A 20,927-nucleotide genomic window follows, 5' to 3' on the forward strand; every position below is an offset into this window, starting at 1 on the left:
CGCGATGCGCGCCGTGACGCGTGCGGTACGGAACCGACGCGATAACCTCTGGCCCATGTCGCCTCTCGACCATCTGCTGCTGTGGCTGCACATAGGATTCGCGATCTTCGCGCTCGGCCCGCTGACGGCGGTCACGAGCGTCACGCCGCGCTACATCAGGGCCCGGGATCTCGGCGTGCTGCGCTACCTGCACCGCTCGACCCGGCTGTTCGGGCTGCTCACGATCGGGGTGTTCCTCTTCGGCCTGCTGCTGGGCCGCAGCGCCCTCGGCGCGCCCTATCTGTCGGTGTCGATGACGCTGTTCGTGGTGGCGGCCGTCCTGCTGGTGATCGTCGAGCGGGACCAGCGCACGGCGATCGAGGCGCTGTCCACCGAGTCGCCGGAGGACGACGCCAAGGTGCAGACCGGGCGGATCGCCGCGCTCGGCGGGATCAGCGCGCTGATCTGGCTCGTCATCCTCTTCCTGATGGTCTTCTTCAACCCCTGACGTCGATTCCCGCTCTTCCCTGAATGCCAGATAGAACGTCTTTGGCACAAAACGGGAGAAAGAGGAGCGGGTGCACCTTACGACGCAACGCCGGGCGACTTGGGCGCTGATCGCCCTCTCCGTCGGGGCGTTCACCTACGTCACCGCCGAGGTCCTGCCCATCGGGCTGCTCACGGTGATGGCGGCCGACCTGCACCGGTCGCCGTCCCAGACGGGCCTGCTCGTCACCGGATACGCCGCGGTCGTGGTGCTGGCGTCGTTGCCGCTCACCCGGCTGACCCGGCGGGTGTCGCGGCGCAGGCTGCTCACGGTCACGCTCGGCGTGTTCGTCGTGGCGATGCTGCTGAGCGCGGTGGCGCCGAACTACCCGGTGCTGCTCGGCGCGCGACTGCTGGTCGCCGCCACCCAGGCGCTGTTCTGGTCGGTCGCGACTCCGGCCGCGGCGGCCCTGTTCCCCCCGCGGATCCGGGGGCGCGCGATCGCCCGGATGTCGATCGGCAGCGCCCTCGGTCCCGTCCTCGGGGTCCCGGCCGGCACCTGGCTCGGCCAGCAGTTCGGCTGGCGGGCCGCGTTCGCCCTCGCCGCCGCCGTCGGCCTCGTCACGTGCGTCATCGTGGCGGCGCTGATGCCCGGCGGGCGGCGGGCAGGGGCCGACTCCACCGGCCACGAGCCGGGCCGTGGCGCGACCCCCGACGCGCGCCGCTACGTGCTGCTCATCGTCGCCACCGTCATGGGAGTGGGCGGCTACCTCACCGCGTACACCTACATCACGCCGTTCCTGCTGGATTTCGGCGGCTTCGCCCCGGCCGCGCTGAGCCCGCTGCTCCTCGCGTCCGGGATCGCCGGAGTCGCGGGGGCGGTCGTCGTCGGCCGGCTGCTCGACAGCCGGCCGAGGACCGCGCTGGCCGGGCCGCTGGCCCTCATCACGTGCGCGCTGCTCGTCCTCTACTTCTTCGGCGCCCTGCACCCGGTGTCCGTGGTCGCCCTCTGTGTGACGGGCATGTCGTTCAGCGCGCTGGCGGCGGCCATCGCGAGCCGCGCGCTGCAGGTGGCCCCGGGAAGCACCGACATCGCCTCGGCCGGCAGCGGCTCGGCCTTCAACATCGGCATAGCGGGCGGCTCGATGCTCGGCGGTGTGCTCATCGACCACTCGGGGGTCCGCAGCGTCACCGCGGCGGGGGCCGTCCTGACCGCCGCCGCGCTCGCCGCCCTGCTCTGCGAACGGTGGGTGGCTCCCGCCCCCGCGCCGGAGCGTACGACCCTGACGCGGAGCGGGCGTTAGTCAGGGCGCGGAGCGGTCACCGGACAGTCGTCAGCCGAGTGCCCGGGAGAGGTCCGCCAGCAGGTCGTCGATGCTCTCGATGCCGACCGACAGGCGCACCAGGTCGGCGGGAACCTCCAGCGGCGACCCCGCGGCGGAGGCGTGGGTCATCCGCCCGGGGTGCTCGATCAGCGACTCGACGCCGCCGAGAGACTCCCCGAGCGTGAACAGGCGGGCCCGGTCGCAGACCGCGACGGCCGCCTCCTCGCCGCCCTCGACCCGGAAGGAGACCATCCCGCCGAAACGGCGCATCTGCTTGGCCGCGACCTCGTGACCGGGGTGCTCGGGCAGGCCGGGATAGAGGACCTGGACGACCTTCGGGTGCGACAGCAGCAGGTCGGCCACCCGCTCGGCGTTGTCGCAGTGCCGGTCCATGCGGATGCCCAGCGTCTTGAGCCCGCGCAGGGTGAGCCAGGCGTCGAACGGCCCGGCCACGGCGCCCATGGCGTTCTGGTGGTAGGCGAGCCGCTCGCCGAGGTCGGCCGACCGGGTCACCAGCGCCCCGCCGACCACGTCGGAGTGGCCGCCGACATACTTGGTCGTCGAGTGGACCACCACGTCCGCGCCGAGGCCGAGCGGCTGCTGCAGGTACGGCGAGGCGAAGGTGTTGTCCACGACGAGCAGCGCGCCCGCGTCGTGCGCGACGTCCGCCAGCGCGGCGAGGTCCGCGACATTCAGCAAGGGGTTCGTGGGGGTCTCCACCCAGACCGCCCGCGTCCGCGGCCGCATGGCGGCGCGCACCGCGTCCACGTCTCCGAGCGGCACCGGGTCGAAGGTGACCCCCCACTCCTCCAGCACCCGGGCGAACAGCCGGTAGGTCCCGCCGTACGCGTCGTTCGGGATCACCACGTGGTCGCCCGGCCTGCAGACGGCGCGCAGCAGCGTGTCCTCGGCGGCCAGGCCCGACGCGAAGGCCAGCCCGCGCACGCCTCCCTCGACGGCGGCCAGCGCCTCCTCCAGGGCGGTCCTGGTGGGGTTGGCCGACCGGCTGTACTCGTATCCCGCCCGCAGGCCGCCCACGCCGTCCTGCTTGTAGGTGGAAACGGCATATATGGGAGGCACGACGGCGCCCGTGTAGGGGTCCGCCTCCTGGCCTGCGTGAATGGCGAGCGTCTCGAAACCATGGTTCATGCGTCGAGCGTAGCCGCCCGTCCCACCTGGTCCCGGCGGGCGCGTCAGCGGCCGGCTCAGAGACGGCCGAGCGGCCGGCTCAGTGGTTGGCTCAGTGGTTGGCGAGGAAGGCCAGCAGGTCCTGGCGGGTGACCATGCCCACCGGCTTGCCGTCGTCGAGGACCACCGCGGCGTCGGCCTTCTCCAGCGCCTCGACCGCCCGGGCCACCGGCTCACCGTAGCCGATCATCGGCAGCGGCGCGGACATGTGGGTGCCGATCTCGTCCTCCGCCCGCACCCGGCCGCGGTAGAGGCCGTCGAGCAGGTCGCGCTCGACGATCGAGCCGACGACCTCCGCCGCCATGACCGGCGGTTCCTCCTTCATGACGGGGAGCTGGGAGACGTTGTACTCCCGCATGATCGAGATCGCGGTGCCGACCGACTCGTGCGGGTGGACGTGCACGAACTCGGGCAGCCCGGACGACTTGCGGCCCAGCACGTCGCCGACCAGGCCCTCCTCGCTCGTTTCGGTGAGGAAGCCGTAGTCGGCCATCCACTCGTCGTTGAAGATCTTCGACAGGTAGCCGCGGCCGCCGTCCGGCAGCAGCACGACCACGACGTCGTCCGGGCCGGCCGCCTGGGCCACCCGCACCGCCGCGACCACCGCCATGCCGCACGAGCCGCCGACGAGCAGCGCCTCCTCGCGGGCGAGCCTGCGGGTCATGCCGAACGAGTCCTTGTCGGAGACCGCGATGATCTCGTCGCAGATCGTGGTGTCGTACGTCGCGGGCCAGATGTCCTCGCCGACGCCCTCGACCAGGTACGGCCGGCCGGTGCCGCCCGAGTAGACCGACCCGACCGGGTCGGCGCCGATGATCTTCACCCGGCCGCCGGAGATCTCCTTCAGGTACCTACCCGTGCCGCTGATCGTCCCGCCGGTGCCGATGCCCGCGACGAAGTGGGTGATCCTGCCCTCGGTCTGCTCCCAGATCTCCGGGCCGGTGGAGTGGTAGTGGCTCTCCGGGTTCCCGGGGTTGGAGTACTGGTCGGGCTTCCAGGCGTTCGGGACCTCGCGGGCCAGCCGGTCGGACACCGAGTAGTAGGAGTCGGGATGGTCCGGCGAGACGGCGGTCGGGCAGACGACCACCTCCGCGCCGTACGCCCGGAGCACGTTGACCTTGTCCTGGGCGACCTTGTCCGGGCAGACGAACAGGCAGCGGTAGCCCTTCTCCTGCGCCACGATGGCGAGGCCCACGCCGGTGTTGCCGGAGGTCGGCTCGACGATCGTGCCACCGGGCTTGAGCGCTCCGCTCCGCTCGGCCGCCTCGATCATCCGCACCGCGATGCGGTCCTTCACCGAGCCGCCGGGGTTGAAGTACTCCACCTTGGCCAGCACCTGGGCGGGAGCGCCCGCCGTGACCTTGCGCAACCGGACGAGCGGGGTGTTTCCCATCAGCTCGATCAGCGAGTCGTGTACGCGCACCGCGAGGACCACCTTGTCCGCCCGAGGCCTGTCGGCCGTCTTCACGCCGGGGTCCGTAGGGGTGGCCGGACCTCGGCTTGTCTCCTGCTTTCAAACCGTACCGTCAGGTTCCACACCGTACCGTGACGGTGAGGAGGGCCGGCGCTCATCCGGCGCCGGTCGCGCCGGCTCGCCGCGGCCCGGACGGTCGCCGTCCTCGAAGAGGGCGGGCGGACCGTCGCGTTCGCCGACCTGCTCGGACCCGAGTTCGAGGCCGACCCGGCCGAGATGTTCTGACCTGATCGTTTTCATCCATCTGCCCGAGGTTACCTACAGGCCGCGTACGCAGTGCTACCGTCTGTATGCACCGCGTTGGGGTTGTGGCCCGAGCCGGAACCCGTACGCGTCGAAGGATCGCAACACCTCTTGGCCGCAATGGCCGTGGAGGAGCCCGGCACCGAGGTCGTCGCGACCCGGGTCGCCGGCCGGGCGGTCGGCCCCCGTGCACGGTGGGCGGCGCCGCTCCGCCGGAGACCTGGGCCGCTTCCGAGCGCCCAGAGCCGGTCACCTCCTGCGGCCGGGCCGTCACCCCCTGTAGGAGCGAAATGATCCGGCCCCAGTCCACCCACCTGAGACCCGCTCTGGCGCTCGCGGCGAGCGCTCTGCTGACCGGGGCGGCCCTCACCGGCTGCTCCGGCGGCGACGACGCCGTGAAGGACGATCCGGCCTGGCACAACACGCAGGTGAACGCGGTCAGCCGGGCCACCACGGGAGGCGGCGTCGCCGCCACCACCTCCATGCGGCCCGACGGCACGCTGGAGACCGTCGCCCTCGACCTCACCACCGGCCGCCGCCTGTGGACGCATCCGGCGACGATGGCCGGACGCCTGCCGGGGATGGGGGTGCAGGCCCCCGCCACCGTCGAGACCGGCGTCGGCCAGTCCGTGGTGGTCGCGCTCGACCCCGCCGGCGGGAAGAACGTCACCCTCGTCGCCCGGGACGGGCGCACCGGGCAGCAGAAGTGGACCCGGCCGATGCGGTCCACCTTCGGCCCGCAGCGCTGCGGGCCGTACGTCTGCGTCTCGGAGGACACCGAGCTCGCCACCGCCCGCGTCGTGGTGCTGAACCCCCGCGACGGCGCGGTGATGTGGCGCCTGCCCGGCATCGCCGAGGTCGAGTGGTCCGACCCGGCCAGGGTCGTGCTGCTCAGGATGGCCTCGCATCCGGTGCTGGAGGCGCGCACGCTGAAGGACGGCAAGGCCGTCTGGCAGTTGCCGATCGAGGACGCCCTCGGCCCCGGCGTCGACCTGAGCGGAGGCTGGGCCTTCGGCGCGACCGGCGACAAGATTGTCGGTTACGTCGCGCCGTACACCAGCCCCCAGACCAAGCGGACCTCGGCGTTCGGCCTGTTCTCGGCGCGTCTCACGGACGGGGCCGTCGACTGGATGCGGCCGTCCGTCGTCCGCGTCTACCCCAGCGGCAACCCCGCGTACGCGCCGATCGTCCGGCCGGTGGACGAGCAGGGCCAGTATGGCGGGTTCGCCCGGCTCGACGCCGAGAGCGGGCGGGTCCTGGGGCAGATCACCCCCGCCCAGGTGCCGGGGTCGGGCTGGTGGCTGGCCTTCCCGCGCGACATGGACCGGCTCGGCTTCCTCAAGCGCGACGCCCCCGGCTCGGTCTTCGACCTCGGCACCGGAGAGCCGACCCCCGTGAGCGGCGCGAGCGGGTGGTCGTTCTGCGTCACCGACCCCAAGCCGCTGTCGCTGCGCGGCGTGATCCCCGGGTTCTACTCGATCGCGGCGTTGTGCGAGTTCGACCTCGCCACGGGCAAGCGCAAGAGCTCCTCCGCCGCGCCGCCCTCCTGGTTCACCGGCAGCCAGAACGGCTGGCGCCTCTGGCGTGACGAGAAGGGCGGCCTGCACGCCGTCAACGACCACACCGCCACCGCCCCCGGCATGTACGGGTAGGCAGGGCGTGGCGGGCGCCGTACCGGGGGGTAACCTCCGGGAGGGAGGCCCCGCGAGGTGGAGGGGCACGAGTTCAGGCAGGAGAGTCACATGCCCGAGGCAGTCATCGTGGCGACCGCGCGGTCGCCGATCGGCCGCGCCTTCAAGGGGTCACTCAAGGACATCCGTCCCGACGACCTGACCGTGCAGATGGTCCGCGCCGCGCTGGCGAAGGTGCCGCAGCTCGACCCGGCCGACATCGACGACCTCATGCTGGGCTGCGGCCTCCCGGGCGGCGAGCAGGGCCACAACCTGGGCCGGGTCGTGTCGGTGCTGCTCGGCCTGGACAACGTGCCCGGCACGACCGTGACCCGCTACTGCTCCTCCTCTCTCCAGACGACCCGGATGGCGTTCCACGCCATCCGGGCGGGCGAGGGCGACGTGTTCGTCTCGGCGGGCGTCGAGACCGTCTCCCGCTTCGGGAACGGCAGCTCGGACCTGCCCGACGCGCAGAACCCGCTCTTCGGGGATGCCAAGGCCCGGACGGAGGAGACCGCGAAGGGCGGGGGCCCGGTGTGGCACGACCCACGCGAGGACGGCGCGCTGCCCGACGTCTACATCGCCATGGGACAGACCGCCGAGAACGTGGCCGCCCTGAAGGGCGTCTCGCGGCGCGAGCAGGACGAGTTCGGCGTGCGCTCGCAGAACCTCGCGGAGAAGGCCGTCGCCAACGGCTTCTGGGACACCGACATCACCCCGGTCACGCTGCCCGACGGCACCGTGGTGAGGAGGGACGACGGCCCCAGGGCCGGCACGACGTACGAGGCGGTCGCGCGGCTCAAGCCGGTCTTCCGGCCGGACGGCACGGTGACGGCCGGCAACTGCTGCCCGCTGAACGACGGCGCCGCCGCGGTGATCGTCATGAGCGACGTGAAGGCGGCCCAGCTGGGCATCACGCCGCTCGCCCGGATCGTGTCGACCGGCGTCACGGGCCTGTCCCCCGAGATCATGGGCCTCGGCCCGGTCGAGGCGTCGCGCCAGGCACTCACCCGGGCCGGCATGTCCATCGATGACGTCGACCTGGTCGAGATCAACGAGGCGTTCGCCGCCCAGGTGATCCCCTCCTACCGCGAACTCGGCATCGACGTCGACCGGCTCAACGTGAACGGCGGGGCCATCGCGGTGGGCCACCCGTTCGGCATGACCGGCGCCCGCATCACCTCCACGCTGGTCAACAGCCTGCGGTTCCACGACAGGTCGATCGGCCTGGAGACCATGTGCGTCGGCGGCGGCCAGGGCATGGCGATGGTGCTGGAGCGGCTGTCCTGAGCCTGATCCCGCGCCTGACCCCGCGCCGGGCCCGGCGCGGACGGCCACATCGGGATCGTCAGCCGTGGTGGTCGGGGCCGGCGCGGGTGGGCTCGATGCGGATGATCACGCGCTTGTCCCGGACCATCGCCGCGCGGTAGTCGTCCCAGTCCGGGTGCTCGCCGCTGATGTCGCGGTAGTACCGGACCAGCGACTCCATCGCCTCGGGCAGCGGGACGACCTCCGCCGTGCCCTCGATCTGGACCCACGCCCCGAAGAACGCGTCGGTCGTCACGGTCAGCACGACCTGCGGGTTGTTGCGGAGATTGCGGGTCTTCACGGCGGTTTCACGGCTGCTGACCACGATGTGGCCGTCCTCGTCGCAGCCGACGGTGACCGGGGAGGTCTGGGGGCGTCCGTCCGGATGCCAGGTCAGCATGACCGCTCGGTGGTTGTTCCTGACGAACTCACGCGCCTTGTCGAGATCCATAAGACAATGATGCGCCCGCACCTGGCCGGCGCGGGCGCGTTCCTGCTCGTGCTGCTGCTAGAAGCGACGGCGCCGCTCGTGCTCGCGGACGATCGCGGCGGCGTAGCCGTGGCTCAGCCCGTGCTCGTCGGCGAGCCAGTTGGCCCGCTCCTCACAGCGCAGGAACGACGGACCGTTGTCGATGGCTTCGAACCACTCGGGGAGTTCACGCCCGGTTATGGACGGGACGCGGGCGATCAGCTTGGTCTGGGTCTCCGGTGAGTGGTTCAACGACATGGGCACCTCCACGGAAAAGGCTGCTTTGTGTCACAGTGCATCACCGGTCCGCGCTTGACAAGCCCCCAACGGCATCGTTTTGTTACAGGATGTTGATCCAAACTTACAGATCCGATCACCGAATCCTGCTATAGCACCAAAAAAGAGCGCCGCTCCGGGAGGAACGGCGCCCTGCTCACGCGGTGACTGGGAGGTGCCCGGTGGACCTTCGGCAGGCCCGGCGGGCACCCGCTAGTCGTTGTTCGTGAAGTAGCTGATGAAGCGGAGGATCTCCAGGTAGAGCCAGACGAGGCTCAGCGTCAGGCCGAACGCCATCAGCCAGGAGTAGCGCTCCGGCACGCCGGCCCGCACCCCCTGCTCGATCTCGCTGAAGTCGAGCAGCAGGAAGAAGCAGCCCAGCAGGATCATGCCGATGCTGAAGATCCAGCCGATCGGGCTGTCGGTCCGCAGGCCCAGGCCGCCGCTGACGAAGATGCTCGCGATCCAGTTGATCAGCATGAGGCCGATCGCCCCGAACGCGGCGGCGACCACGAACTTGGCGAACTTCGGCGTCGGCCGGAAGATCTTCAGTGCGTACACCGCGAGCGTGCCGCCGAAGGCGACCATCGTGCCGAGCACGGCCTGCAGGACGATGCCGTTGTACACCGTCTCGTACATGTGGCTCAGCACGCCGATGGCGATGCCGTAGCAGAGGGAGTAGCCGAGGATCAGCGCCGGGTTCGTGCTCTGCTTGAACGACACGATGAGCCCGAGGATCAGGCCCACGATCATCGCGGGGGCGGCGAGCCCCCAGCCGACGTTGAAATACCACGCCAGGGCGGCCGAGACGACGAGCGTGCCGAGCGTCATGAAGCCGCGCATGACGACGTCGTCCATCGTCATGGCGCGCTCAGCCGTTGGGGCGTAGGAGGGGGCGGCGTACATGTCGTTCAGTTCACGCGCGCTGGGCGTCGGGCCGGTCCACGTCTGCTGACCAGCCGCTCCACGCCGACTGAATATGGGGTTCTTGCTCTCCATCCGCTTCCTCCAGGACGCGACTTGCCGATCAGCCGCTGGGGCGGCCAGTGGGGACATGCCCGGGGGGCGGTGTTCCTCGGGCTCATCGCACATGGAACGCCACCCCGCCACAATGGCAACGTTCGGCCCCCCGGCCGGGTTCCCGCCACCCGGTAAGGAAAAAAGCCGGGACTCCCGGTGCAGTCAGAGCCGGGCGAACCAGTCCCGTACGGCCTGCCGCCCGCCTCCGCCGAGCGCCGCCATCAGGGCGTACCGCGCCTTGACCGGAGCGAGCCCGTCGGGGGCGAGATCAGGGTCAGAAGGTGCGAATCATCGGCGTGCTACATGCACTGCCCGGAAAGGCGTCCACCGCGAAGAGCGCTGCCGTTGCCGACCGTTCACCGAACCGGCCATTTCCGCGCCGTACAGCGTGCGGGCAGACCGCCGCCACTTCGTCACCTATGTACGGGACGGGAAATGGAATCGCGGGCACACGGGGGCAGGACGGGCCGTAGTCGATACGGGCCGGCCGTACTCAGCCGGCTGGTCGCGATCGGCCTGTGGGCACGCTCCCGCAGGTCACGGGCTGATTGGGTGAGGCGGCACACAGTGCCCCCGGTGGGACTCGAACCCACACCACAGCCCTTTTAAGGGGCTTGCCTCTGCCATTGGGCTACGGGGGCGCCGCGATCATATGTCACGGATCACTCCTCTGTAAGCAAGTTACGTCTTACGCGGCTTGTCCCCCTTTCCACGGTCGGTGAACGGCGTCGGTGGGCGCCGGCCGGTCAAGGAACGGGAGACCCTCCGGGAGCGCCCGGACCGCGATCCGGCGGCGCTCACGCCTTCATGACATCACCGGTCCGGGCCGTGGAGAGCGCGGAACGGCCCGGCGGTGCGCGCCGGGCCGTCCCAGGCCGTGGGAGACACGACCTCCGGCCGGGCATCCGCCGTGGTGGCGCCCGGCCGGAGGCTCAGCGCTTGAGCCCGCTCTTGGCGGCGGCCCGGAACTCGTCGCGCGGGTGCTCGATCTCGCCCAGGGAGATCGTCTCCCGCTTGAAGAACAGCGACAGCGTCCAGTCCATGACCACCCGCACCTTGCGGTTCACGGTGGGCACCCGCGACAGGTGGTAGGTGCGGTGCATGAACCAGGCGGGGAGGCCGCGCAGCTTGATGCCGTAGACGTTGGCGACGCCCCGGTGGAGGCCCAGGCCCGCGACCGACCCGACGTACTTGTGCCGGTAGTCCTTCAGCTCCTCCCCGCGCAGGTACGCGGTGATGTTGTCGCCCAGGACCCGGGCCTGCCGTACGGCGTGCTGGGCGTTCGGGGCGCAGAACTGACCGGGGTTGGTCACGTCGGGCACACCCGCGACGTCGCCGGCGGCGAAGGCGCCCTTGACGCCCGCGATGGTCAGGCGGGTGGTGGTCTTGATCCGGCCGCGCTCGTCGAGCGGCAGGTCGGTGGAGTTGACGACCGGGCTGGGCTTGACGCCAGCGGTCCAGACGATCGTGGCCGACTCAAACTCGTCGCCGTCGGAGGTCTTGACCAGGCCGCCCTCACAGGACTGCAGGAACGTCTCCATCTTGAGCTCGATGCCGCGCTCGCGGAGCTGCTCGGCGGTCCACTCGCCCATCTCGGGGCCGACCTCGGGGAGGATGCGGTTGGACGCCTCGATGAGGACCCAGCGCAGGTCCTTCTTGTCGATGCCCGGGTAGTACTTGATCGCGTCCTCGGTCATGTCCTCCAGCTCGGCGAGCGCCTCGATGCCCGCGAAGCCGCCGCCGACCACGACGAAGGTGAGCGCCCGGCGGCGCACGTCCTCGTCCTCGGCCGACTCGGCGCGGTCGAGGAGGGCGAGGACCCTGTTGCGGAGCGCGATGGCCTCGCCGACGCTCTTGAAGCCGATGGCCGCGTCCTCCAGGCCGGGGATCGGCAGCGTCCGGGAGATCGACCCGGCGGCCATCACGATGACGTCGTACTCGATCTCCCTCGACTGGCCCGCCGGGGGCTCGAAGGTGACCGTACGGGCCTCGTGGTGCACCTTGGAGACCCTGCCGTTGAGGATGCGGACCTTCGGGAGCACCCGGCGCAGCGGCGCCACGACGTGGCGCGGCGAGATGTTGCCGGCCGCCGCCTCGGGCAGGAACGGCTGGTAGGTCATGTACGACTGCGGGTCGATGAGCGTGATCCGCACGCTGCCGTCACGGAGCTCACGACGGAGCGTGCGCTGGAGACGAAGGGCGGAGTAGAGGCCCACGTATCCACCGCCGACGATGACGATGTGCTGCGGCTTGCGGTCTGCCACGATGCCCTCCAAGGCTTGTGAAACCATTCACAAGCTTACGTCACGAGTTGGCCACGAGGCCAACGCGCAAGGGCCGAAGGTCGAGTGATTTTCCCCACTTGGTCATCCGTCGGCGATGTTCCGGCAAAAATTACCGCGATATTCCGGGAGTGATGGAGTTCGCACTCGTGAATCCGTTCACAAGCCTGATCAGGCGGTGCTCCCGAGGGCGGCGGCCCGGGCGAAGACGGCGTCGAGCATCTCCGCCGTGACCCTTCCGGTGAAGGTGTTCTGCTGGCTGGGGTGATAGCAGCCGATGAGGGTGACGGGCGTCGCGCCGTGGACGAGCGGCACCTCGACGGCGTGCCCGAACGCGGGCCTGCGGGACGGCAGGGTGAAGCCCGCCGCGCGCAGCGCGGGCCAGACCGCCTGCCAGGCGAAGCCGCCGAGGGCCACGATCACCCGGGTCGTTCCGGCGACCAGCGCCAGCTCCGCCGCGAGCCAGGGGAAGCAGGTGTCGCGCTCCTCGGGGGTCGGCTTGTTGGCGGGCGGCGCGCAGCGCACGGCGGCCATCATGCGGGCTCCGATCAGCCGCTGGCCGTCGCCCGCGTGGACGCTGGTCTCCTTCGCGGCGAGCCCGGTGCGGTGCAGCGAGGCGAACAGCCAGTCGCCGCTGCGGTCGCCGGTGAAGATCCGCCCGGTACGGTTGCCCCCGTGCGCGGCGGGGGCCAGACCCACGATCAGCGTGTGCGGCGCGTCGTCGCCCCAGCCCGCGATCGGCCGACCCCAGTAGGTCTCGTCCGCGAACGCCCGCCGCCGCACGTCGGCGACCTCCTCCCGCCATTCGACGAGCCGGGGGCAGGCCCGGCACACCGACTGCCTGGCCGTCAGGTCCGCGAGCGTGCGGCTCTCGGCCGCGAGCTTGGCGACCTCGTGGGCGTCACGGGCGACGGGGGTGCCGGGGCCGGCGGGATCGCCCGGCCAGCCGGAACCGGGAGGAACGAAGCTCATGCCACCGATCGTGCCAGGTCGACGGGGATGCGCCGGCCGGAAGCCGGCTCTCACGACGCCCGCGACCGCCGGTCACGACGCCCGGGCACCGGCCCGCGCGGCCCGCGTGGGCGCGAGTGAGCCCGCGTGGCCGCTAGTGGGCGCGAGTGTCGTGAGGGCATACACCGACGAAGATTCCGATCTTTTCCGCCGCGCCGGAGGTGGGTACGTACCGGCCCGTGTCCACCGACCCATGCCCCCCGCTGTTCGGCCCCGCCTTCGACGCCGACCCCTATCCCGCCTTCGACTGGCTGCGGCGCAACGCGCCGGTCAGCCGCGTGCCGCTGCCCGGCTGCGACGCGTGGCTGGTCACGCGGTACGAGGACGCCGTCGCCACGCTGACCCACCCGTCGCTCGCCAAGGATCCCGCAGCGGGTTCGCCGGAGTGGCGGGCCGCCGGTCTCGGCCTGCCCCTCGATCACCGGCCGTCGCTCGCCCGGCACATGATCAACGCGGACGGGGCCGACCACGCGCGGCTGCGCCGTGTCGTGAGCGCGGCCTTCACGCCCCGGCGGATCGCGGGGCTGCGGGCCCGGGCACTGGAGATCACCGACGACCTCCTCGACCGTCTCGACGGCCCGGAGGCGGACCTGGTCGCCGGTCTCGCCTATCCCCTGCCGATCGCGATCATCTGCGACCTGCTCGGCGTGCCCGAGGAGGACCGGGCCGTCTTCCACCGGCACGCCTCGGTGATCGACTCCGCCGCCGCCTCGGAGCTGGAGGAGATCGCCCGGGCCACCGACGCCCTGGAGGCGTTCCTGGACGACCTGGTCGAGCTCAAGCGGTCGAGGCCGGGGAACGACCTGCTCACCGACCTCGTACGACGGTCCAACCAGGGCGAGATCGACAAGGACGAGCTCACCTCGACCGCGTTCCTGCTGCTCGTCGCGGGTCACGAGACGACGGTGGCGCTGATCGGCAACGGCCTCCTCGCGCTGCTGCGGCATCCCGCCCAGGCGCGGGCCCTGCGTGACGATCCCGCCCTGCTGCCGGACCACATCGACGAGATCCTGCGCTACGACGGTCCCGTACGGAACGCCACCTGGCGGTTCCCCACCGAGCCGGTCGTGATCGGCGGCCAGGAGATGCGGCCCGGGGAGCCGATCCTCGTCTCGCTGCCGGCGGCCAACCGGGACCCCGCGGCCTTCGCCGACCCGGACACGTTCGCGCCGGGCCGGATCGGCGAACCGCACCTCGCGTTCGGCCGGGGGGCCCACTACTGCATCGGCGCCGCCCTGGCCAAGGTCGAGGGAGAGGCCGCGATCGGCAGGGTGCTGGAGCGCTTCCCCGATCTGGCCCTCGCCGTCGACCCGGCCGAGCTGCGCTGGTGGCCGAGCATGATCATGCGCGGCCTGTTCTCCCTCCCGGTCCGGCTGCGCGCCTGACCGGTCAGTCGCCCCGGCGGTCCGGCGCCGGCTTCGTCCGGGACGGGGCCGGCGACGCGGCAGGCGCGGCGGGTGTGGTGGATGTGGCGGGCGCGGGTGTCGGGCCCGCCTCCTCGCCGCCGTCGCCGTCACTGCCACCTTCACCGTGGGTCGCCGTGACCATGGGGGCCGGCGCGGCGGTGGCCGAGGCGGAGTCGGCGGCTGAGTCGGTGGCCGAGTCGGAGACGCAGTCGCGTTCCCGGGCGGCCCTGGGGTCGAACGACGTGAGCGGCAGGGGGTAGGCGTTGCGGAGTGGCGGCTCCCCCTCACAGGGGATGACGAGCATCTGCCCGAAGTCCTCCGGCCGCAGGGTGAGCGGCCTGCCGTCCTGATCATAGAGGCGCACGTCGTGCAGTTGGGTGCCGTCCGCGGCGTACGGGAGGATGTTGTAGACCGGACCGCCCTCCGGGGCGGCGACGCGCTCGATCGTCAACACCCTCTCTCCCCGCATCGCGGCCGGGGCGGGGCCGTAGTCGAAGGACACGTCCCGGGGCGACGTGCTCGGCACGAGGGTCATTGCGGAGATCACGAGGACCACCGCCAGCACGTTGACCCCGGCGAGCAGCGTCCGCCCCCAGCCCCGTGAACCCGCGCGGGCGTGCCGGCCCAGCCAGACGGAGCCCCAGACGACGGTGAGGGTGAACACCCACGCCACCAGGTCGCCGGGGACCAGCCCGGGCGAGGTCAGGGGCGCGAGCACGGCCAGCGCGACCGCGTAGCCGCGCAGCACCCACCAGGCCGGGCGCAACTCGGGGAGGAAGGCGGCCGCCTGGCGGTAGGGCGGCAGGCCCAGCATGCGGGTGTGGACGCGCCGGGCGGTCCCGGCCGTCCCGGCGCGCAGCCGGCCGCGCCGGGAGGTCGGGGCGCCCGCCGGCCGGCCGCCGTAGGCGGCGCGCAACTCGGCGGCGTACGCCTCCGGAGCGCCGAGCCGGTCCTCCAGGGACAGTCCCGGCTCGGCCGCGACCTCCGAGATGTGGTCGTGGAGGTCTTCCAGCAGGGTCTCCCGGTCCTCCGGGGGAAGATCGGCCAGTGCCTCGCGCACGGCGTCGGCGTACGCCTTGGGCGTCAGGGGGGAGTTCATGCCGAGGCGACCTCCTTCAGCAGGTCGTTCATGGTGGCGGCGAACGACGTCCAGGTCGTCGCCGAGTTCTGGAGGAGCGAGCGGCCGACGTCGTTCAGGCCGTAGTACTTGCGGTGCGGCCCCTCGTCGGAGGCGACCACGTAGGAGTTGAGCGCTCCGGCCTTGAAGAGCCGCCGCAGGGTCCCGTACACAGAGGCGTCGCCGACGTCCTCCAGCCCCGCCTCGCGCAGGCGGCGTACGACGTCGTAGCCGTAGCTGTCACGTTCGGCGAGCACCGCGAGGACGGCCAGGTCGAGGACCCCCTTGAGAAGCTGGCTACTGTCCACGCATCGCAGAGTACTACGCAATGCACAGTAGCTACAAGATCGAGCCTGGCGCGGACGCCTCCCGGCGGGTCAGGCGAGCGACCAGGCGATCCCGTCGAGGATGTCGTGCTCGCTGACGACGACCTCGGCGAAGCCGTAGCGGCGGACGATCCGGTCGAGGATCAGCGCGCCCGCGCCGATCACGTCCACCCGTCCCGGATGCATGACCGGTATGGCCGCCCGCTCGTCGTGGGTCATGCGCAGCAGGCGCGCGGACACCTCGTGGACCCGCTCGGCGGGGATCCGCGAGTGGTGGATGCGCGCGGGGTCGTAGGCGGGCAGGTCCAGCGCGATCCCGGCGACCGTGGTGACCGAACCGGCGAGGCCGACGAGCGTCCGCGCCGTACGGACGGGAACGTGCTCCTCCACCCGGTCCATGGCCGCCTCGATGTCGGCGACGGCGGCCGTCACGTCCCCGTCCGCCGGAGGATCGGCCCGCAGGTGCCGCTCCGTGAGCCGTACGCACCCGATGTCCACCGACAACGCGCCCTCGACGCTCCGCGAGCCGACGACGAACTCGGTGCTGCCGCCGCCGATGTCGACCACCAGACACGGCGTCTCGGCCGCGGCCCCGGCGCGGGCGAGGCCCCGGGTCGCTCCGGCGAAGGACAGCCCGGCCTCCTCGTCGCCCGAGACCACCTCGGGCTCCACGCCGAAGATCTCCCGCACGCCGGTCACGAAGTCGGCCCGGTTGGCGGCGTCCCGGGTCGCCGAGGTGGCGACCACCCGGACCGGCACCTCCTCGCCCGAGGCGTGCTCCCTGATCAGCTTGGCGTATCCGCGCATGGCGGTGAACGTGCGCTCCAACGCCTCGGGCGCGAGCCGCCCCGTCCTGTCGACGTCCTGGCCGAGCCGGACGATCTCCATCCGACGCTCGACGTCCGTGAGGTCGTCACCGGAGACGTCCGCGATGAGGAGCCGGACCGAGTTGGTCCCGCAGTCGATCGCCGCCACCCGCCTCATGCCCCGGTCCTCCCGTCGGTGCGCCGTTCCCCGTCCGAATCCTGGTCCGTCTCCGCCCACGTCACGCGGGGCGCGTCTCCGCGCGTGGTCACGCGGAATCCGTCTCTTGACCCGTCTCTACGCAGGGTCCGTCGGCCCACCACCGCGGCAGCGCGTCCAGGGCCTCCCGGCCGAACGGGTTGACGCCGGGCGCGGCCAGTTCGTGCGCGACCAGCGCGTGGAGGCACTTGACCCGGCCGGGCATCCCGCCCGCGCTCTGCATGTCGCGGGGCAGCGACTCCATGCCCTCCTCGCCGGCCGCCCGGTCGCGGCGGTCGAGGTAGTCCTCGTGGGCCGCCCGGTAGGCCTCGGCCAGTTCGGGGTCCTCGGCGAGCCGGGCCTGCATCCGCTTCATCAGCCCGGACGACTCCAGCGTGCCGATGGCCGAGGCCGCCTTGGGGCAGGTCAGGTAGAACAGGGTGGGGAACGGCGTGCCGTCGGGCAGCCGCGGCGCGGTCTCCAGCACGTCGGGCAGCCCGCAGGGGCACCGGTGGGCGACGGCCCGCACCCCGCGCGGGGGACGCCCGAGCTGCGCCCGCGCCGCCGCCAGGTCCGCCTGGTCCACCTGGTCCGCCACGTCGATTCTCCTCGCCGTTCCCCATGCCCGCCGCGGTGTCCGCGCGCCGGTCCGTACGGCCGTTCGCGGGCCTCATCCCGCCGACGGCGCCGTGCTCTCCTGCTGCCCCGCCGGCTGCGCGGGACTCGGCCGCGCCGCCGGTGCGGCGGGCCGTCCCTTGTCCGCCGCCTCGAAGGACCGCCAGAGCGTGACGTACCACGCGGGTCGCTCCGGGGGCTTGCTTCCGGCCTTGGCGGCGGTGGAGCCGTCCGCCTCGTCGAGCACCTGGTAGCAGTCGGCCCCCGGCTCGCAGTAGAAGAGCCGCTCCTTGGCCAGGCGCTTGATGTACTCCGGGTCCTCCAGGCGGCGGCGCCGCTCCTCCAGCCTCTGGAGTTTGCTCAGCGCGTTCGCCTGCTGCGCCTCCAGCTGGGCGATCTGCCGCCGCTGGGCGACGTACTCCCGGGCGGGATAGGCCAGGCTCATCGCGATAGCGCACACGACGACCGCGAGGATCGCCGCGCGCCCGGTGAGCTGCGGCCGCGTCGCCACCACCGAAACCATCCCTCCCCGGTCAGCCCTCGCGCAGGACCCGGCGGGGCCGCCCGCGTTCGCCGCAGGCTACCCCGTCGCGCCGCCGTTATCCCTTGAAGCGCGGGAAGGCGGCGCGACCGGCGTACCGCGCCGCGTCGTCGAGCAGCTCCTCGATGCGCAGGAGCTGGTTGTACTTCGCCACGCGGTCGGAGCGGGCCGGGGCGCCGGTCTTGATCTGGCCGCAGTTGGTGGCCACGGCGAGGTCGGCGATCGTGGTGTCCTCGGTCTCGCCGGAGCGGTGGCTCATCATGCAGCGGTAGCCGCTGCGGTGGGCGAGGTCGACCGCGTCGAGGGTCTCCGACAGCGTGCCGATCTGGTTCACCTTCACCAGCAGGGCGTTGGCCGCGCCCTCGCCGATGCCGCGGCCGAGCCGCTCGGGATTGGTCACGAACAGGTCGTCACCCACGAGCTGGACCTTCGCGCCGAGGGACGTGGTGATGGCCTTCCAGCCCTCCCAGTCCTCCTCGTTCAGCGGGTCCTCGATGGAGACCAGCGGATAGGAGCGGACCAGGTCCTCGTAGAAGGAGATCAGCTCGGCGGACGACACGCCCTTGCCGTCGATCGTGTAGACGCCGTCCTTGTGGAACTCGCTCGCCGCGACGTCGAGCGCGAGCGCGATGTCCTGGCCCGGGGTGTAGCCGGCCTTCTCGATCGCCACCAGGATCAGGTCGAGCGCGTCGCGGTTCGACGGCAGGTTCGGCGCGAAGCCGCCCTCGTCGCCGAGGCCCGTGGCGTAGCCCTTCTCCTTCAGCACGCCCTTGAGCGTGTGGTAGGTCTCGGCGCCCATGCGCAGCGCCTCGGAGAACGTCTCGGCCCCGATCGGGGCGATCATGAACTCCTGGATGTCCACGTTGGTGTCGGCGTGCGCGCCGCCGTTCAGGATGTTCATCATCGGCACGGGCAGGATGTGCGCGTTCGGGCCCCCGATGTAGCGGAACAGGGGCAGGTCGGCGCTGTCGGCGGCGGCCTTGGCGACGGCCAGCGAGATGCCGAGGAGCGCGTTGGCCCCGAGGCGGGCCTTGTTCGGCGTGCCGTCGAGGTCGATCATCGTCTGGTCGATCAGACGCTGCTCCTCGGCGTCGAAGCCGATGATCTCGTCGGCGATCTCGTCGGTGACGCCGAGGACGGCCTTCTCGACACCCTTGCCGAGATAGCGGCTCTTGTCCCCGTCGCGCAGCTCGACGGCCTCGAACTGGCCGGTGGAGGCGCCGCTCGGAACGGCGGCGCGGCCGGTGCTGTAGTCGTCCAGCAGTACCTCGACCTCGACCGTGGGGTTCCCACGGGAATCGAGGATCTCGCGGGCGGTAACGGCCTCGATGGCAGCCACGAACGCTCCTAGCAAAAAGGCGGGCGGTTTGCGACAGGAGCCTATCGGTCCCTAATACACGGTACGGCGGAGGGGCTCCGGTTCACGGCGTGTCCCGAGGCTCCCGTGCCTGCCCTTCCCCCGCCTGCCCTTCCCCCGCCTGCCCTGTGCCGATCTGCTCTGTGCCGATCTGCTCTGTGCCGGCCTCCCACCGCTCGACCCGCCGCCGATACTCCCTGGCCGCCGCCCTGAGCTCGGCCTCGGGGTCGAGCCCGTCCTCCTGGACCATCCGTACGAGCCCGAACAGGCGGGACCCGGCACCGGCGGTGAGGCCGTCGGCGAGCGAGGCGGGCGCGCCGGCCCGACCGGCCCGGCGGAGCAGCTGGGCGGCCAGGGAGATCGCGGGCTGTCCCATCGGCACGCCGCTGAGCGCCGACGCGGTCTCGCCCTTGGCGGCGCGCTCGGCGGCCTTGATCGTCTCCCAGTTGTCGCTGACCTCTCCGGCCCCGGTCACCCGGACGCCGCCGAAGACGTGGGGGTGCCGGCGCACCAGCTTCTCCACGATTCCGGCGGCCACGTCGTCGACGTCGAAGCCGCCGCCCTCGGCCGTCCGCTCCTGGGCCACCCGGGAGTGGAACATCACCTGGAGCAGCAGGTCGCCCAGTTCCTCCCGGAGGGCCGGGTAGTCGCCCTGGTCGATGGTCTCGAGCACCTCGTAGGCCTCCTCGACCAGGTAGGGCGCGAGCGACTCGTGGGTCTGCCCGCGGTCCCACGGGCACTCGCGGCGCAGCCGGTCCATGACCTGGACGAGATCAAGCACCCGGGCCCCGGGAAGGTCGTAGGAGCCGGGGACGACCTCGATCTCCGGCGGGTCGGCCAGGGAGAGCGCGGCGTGGCCGACCGCGCGCATGAGGTCCTCGTCGCCGTCCTGGGCGGCCAGCCACACCACCGTCCCCGTACGGCTCTCGCGGGCGAGCGCGCCCGGGTCGGGCGTCACCACCTCGACCGGGACGCCGGCCTCGCCGAGATAGGGCAGGTACGGATGATCCGCGGCGCCGGTGAGCACCCGGCCCCGGGTGAGGGCCCGCCACGCCGCGGGGGCGAGCAGGCCGGGGGCGACCCGGGGCGAGGTGGTCACCACGATCAACGACATGCCCTCACCCTAACGACCGGTGCACGGCCGCCGCTCAGCCGCTGCTCAGCCGGCGGCCGGCGGGGCCTCCTCGGCGGCCCCGGCGTCAGCGGGCGCGGCGGGCGGGGCGGGCTGGTACGCACCGAAGCGGTCGTCGGCCACGAACCCCTGCTGGGGGTCGTACTTGCCGTACCGCGGGCTGTACTTCACCGGGACCGTCGTCTCGGCCTCCTGGAGCACCTTCTGCCCTGCGGCCTGCTGGCTCGCCTCGTCCTGGCCCGCCCCGGCCTGCTGGGCCAGCTTCGACCGGATGATGTAGGCGCGGAGGAAGGCCCGGCTCTGGTCGCCCGGGATGCCGTTGGCCAGCAGCACCTTGTCGAACTGCGCCCAGCCGCCCTGCGCCACGGCGAGGTCGTCGATGTCCCGATCGCTGGCGGTGACGCCCTTGCGCCGGCCGAGCTCCTCGAACTGCCTGCTGAAGGTCATGTTGAGCAGCACCATCTGCGGCAGCGAGGCGGGCAGCTGAAGCTGGTCCTCGGGGATCTTGTTCGCGGCGAGGTCGGCGCGCAGCGCGCGCACCTCGTCGTTCACCTGGCTGGAGGTGATGCGCTCGTTGCCGATGATGGCCGCGGAACCCGCCTGCACCGGGCCGCCGCAGGCGGTCATGGCGATACCGGCCGCCGCCAGCGTCACGGCGACGCGCACTCGATACGACTTCACGGACAATCCTCCCGAACGA

At 71.9% G+C, this 20,927-nt stretch carries 20 protein-coding genes and 1 tRNA gene; 5 read left to right on the forward strand and 16 right to left on the reverse strand.

From position 1 onward, the window contains the following. Positions 1-55: 55 nt before the first annotated feature. Together OG344_RS04260 and OG344_RS04265 are read left to right on the forward strand one after the other, a co-directional pair. The gene (locus OG344_RS04260; protein ID WP_150937670.1) at positions 56-487 is read left to right on the forward strand and encodes a hypothetical protein; all 432 of its coding nucleotides are present in this window, start codon (positions 56-58) and stop codon (positions 485-487) included. A 70-nt stretch (positions 488-557) separates the two neighbouring features. Then, a complete protein-coding gene (locus tag OG344_RS04265) occupies positions 558-1,769 on the forward strand; it encodes an MFS transporter (protein WP_405087057.1) in 1,212 nt (403 codons plus the stop codon). Between the two features lie 30 nt (positions 1,770-1,799). On the opposite strand, the gene OG344_RS04270 is transcribed toward OG344_RS04265, so the two are convergent. Together OG344_RS04270 and OG344_RS04275 are read right to left on the reverse strand one after the other, a co-directional pair. Beyond that, a complete protein-coding gene (locus tag OG344_RS04270) occupies positions 1,800-2,939 on the reverse strand; it encodes a cystathionine gamma-synthase (RefSeq protein ID WP_405087058.1) in 1,140 nt (379 codons plus the stop codon). 91 nt (positions 2,940-3,030) lie between these two features. Continuing rightward, the gene (locus OG344_RS04275; protein WP_405089042.1) at positions 3,031-4,401 is read right to left on the reverse strand and encodes a cystathionine beta-synthase; all 1,371 of its coding nucleotides are present in this window, start codon (positions 4,399-4,401) and stop codon (positions 3,031-3,033) included. 584 nt (positions 4,402-4,985) lie between these two features. On the opposite strand from OG344_RS04275, the gene OG344_RS04280 reads away from it, so the two are divergent. Beyond that, on the forward strand, positions 4,986-6,347 hold the full coding sequence (locus OG344_RS04280; protein ID WP_405087059.1) for a hypothetical protein: 1,362 nt from the start codon (positions 4,986-4,988) through the stop codon (positions 6,345-6,347). Between the two features lie 90 nt (positions 6,348-6,437). Further along, positions 6,438-7,655 carry an acetyl-CoA C-acetyltransferase gene (locus OG344_RS04285; RefSeq protein WP_405087060.1) on the forward strand — a complete coding sequence of 406 codons (1,218 nt, stop codon included), beginning with the start codon at positions 6,438-6,440 and terminating at the stop codon, positions 7,653-7,655. Between the two features lie 58 nt (positions 7,656-7,713). Here the strand turns inward: OG344_RS04285 and OG344_RS04290 are convergent, their stop codons facing one another. The 6 genes from OG344_RS04290 to OG344_RS04315 form a co-directional block, all read right to left on the reverse strand. Beyond that, positions 7,714-8,124, reverse strand: a complete 411-nt coding sequence (locus OG344_RS04290) for a PPOX class F420-dependent oxidoreductase (protein WP_405087061.1) — start codon at positions 8,122-8,124, stop codon at positions 7,714-7,716. 57 nt (positions 8,125-8,181) lie between these two features. Further along, complete coding sequence (locus OG344_RS04295) at positions 8,182-8,400, reverse strand: DUF4287 domain-containing protein (protein WP_117410461.1); 219 nt, start codon at positions 8,398-8,400, stop codon at positions 8,182-8,184. Between the two features lie 231 nt (positions 8,401-8,631). Continuing rightward, positions 8,632-9,417, reverse strand: coding sequence for a Bax inhibitor-1/YccA family protein (locus OG344_RS04300; RefSeq protein ID WP_405087062.1), 786 nt, complete (start codon positions 9,415-9,417; stop codon positions 8,632-8,634). A gap of 589 nt (positions 9,418-10,006) precedes the next feature. Continuing rightward, a tRNA-Leu gene (locus tag OG344_RS04305) sits at positions 10,007-10,079 on the reverse strand. 291 nt (positions 10,080-10,370) lie between these two features. Further along, a complete protein-coding gene (locus OG344_RS04310) occupies positions 10,371-11,729 on the reverse strand; it encodes an NAD(P)/FAD-dependent oxidoreductase (protein ID WP_405087063.1) in 1,359 nt (452 codons plus the stop codon). A gap of 162 nt (positions 11,730-11,891) precedes the next feature. After that, positions 11,892-12,692: a uracil-DNA glycosylase gene (locus OG344_RS04315; protein ID WP_405087064.1), complete on the reverse strand. Its 801-nt coding sequence runs from the start codon at positions 12,690-12,692 to the stop codon at positions 11,892-11,894. A gap of 218 nt (positions 12,693-12,910) precedes the next feature. Here OG344_RS04315 and OG344_RS04320 point away from each other — a divergent pair, with 218 nt between their 5' ends. Beyond that, positions 12,911-14,116: a cytochrome P450 gene (locus OG344_RS04320; protein WP_405087065.1), complete on the forward strand. Its 1,206-nt coding sequence runs from the start codon at positions 12,911-12,913 to the stop codon at positions 14,114-14,116. Between the two features lie 4 nt (positions 14,117-14,120). On the opposite strand, the gene OG344_RS04325 is transcribed toward OG344_RS04320, so the two are convergent. The 8 genes from OG344_RS04325 to OG344_RS04360 form a co-directional block, all read right to left on the reverse strand. Then, positions 14,121-15,236 carry an HAAS signaling domain-containing protein gene (locus tag OG344_RS04325; protein WP_327047963.1) on the reverse strand — a complete coding sequence of 372 codons (1,116 nt, stop codon included), beginning with the start codon at positions 15,234-15,236 and terminating at the stop codon, positions 14,121-14,123. Beyond that, the gene (locus tag OG344_RS04330; protein WP_208804240.1) at positions 15,233-15,562 is read right to left on the reverse strand and encodes a PadR family transcriptional regulator; all 330 of its coding nucleotides are present in this window, start codon (positions 15,560-15,562) and stop codon (positions 15,233-15,235) included. The genes OG344_RS04325 and OG344_RS04330 overlap by 4 nt, the downstream gene beginning before the upstream one ends. Positions 15,563-15,631: 69 nt before the next feature. Then, complete coding sequence (locus OG344_RS04335; protein ID WP_405087066.1) at positions 15,632-16,564, reverse strand: exopolyphosphatase; 933 nt, start codon at positions 16,562-16,564, stop codon at positions 15,632-15,634. A gap of 88 nt (positions 16,565-16,652) precedes the next feature. Next, positions 16,653-17,180 (reverse strand): DUF501 domain-containing protein, encoded by a 528-nt coding sequence (locus tag OG344_RS04340; protein ID WP_405087067.1) that lies wholly within the window; start codon positions 17,178-17,180, stop codon positions 16,653-16,655. Between the two features lie 72 nt (positions 17,181-17,252). Further along, positions 17,253-17,708, reverse strand: a complete 456-nt coding sequence (locus OG344_RS04345; RefSeq protein WP_405087068.1) for a septum formation initiator family protein — start codon at positions 17,706-17,708, stop codon at positions 17,253-17,255. An 88-nt stretch (positions 17,709-17,796) separates the two neighbouring features. Further along, positions 17,797-19,077 (reverse strand): phosphopyruvate hydratase, encoded by a 1,281-nt coding sequence (gene eno / locus OG344_RS04350; protein WP_327047967.1) that lies wholly within the window; start codon positions 19,075-19,077, stop codon positions 17,797-17,799. Positions 19,078-19,159: 82 nt separating this feature from the next. Further along, a complete protein-coding gene (locus OG344_RS04355; RefSeq protein WP_405087069.1) occupies positions 19,160-20,209 on the reverse strand; it encodes a MazG family protein in 1,050 nt (349 codons plus the stop codon). Between the two features lie 45 nt (positions 20,210-20,254). Then, the gene (locus tag OG344_RS04360; RefSeq protein ID WP_405087070.1) at positions 20,255-20,908 is read right to left on the reverse strand and encodes a hypothetical protein; all 654 of its coding nucleotides are present in this window, start codon (positions 20,906-20,908) and stop codon (positions 20,255-20,257) included. Positions 20,909-20,927: the final 19 nt, after the last annotated feature.

Source organism: Microbispora sp. NBC_01389, from assembly GCF_045040095.1.
Lineage (GTDB): Bacteria > Actinomycetota > Actinomycetes > Streptosporangiales > Streptosporangiaceae > Microbispora.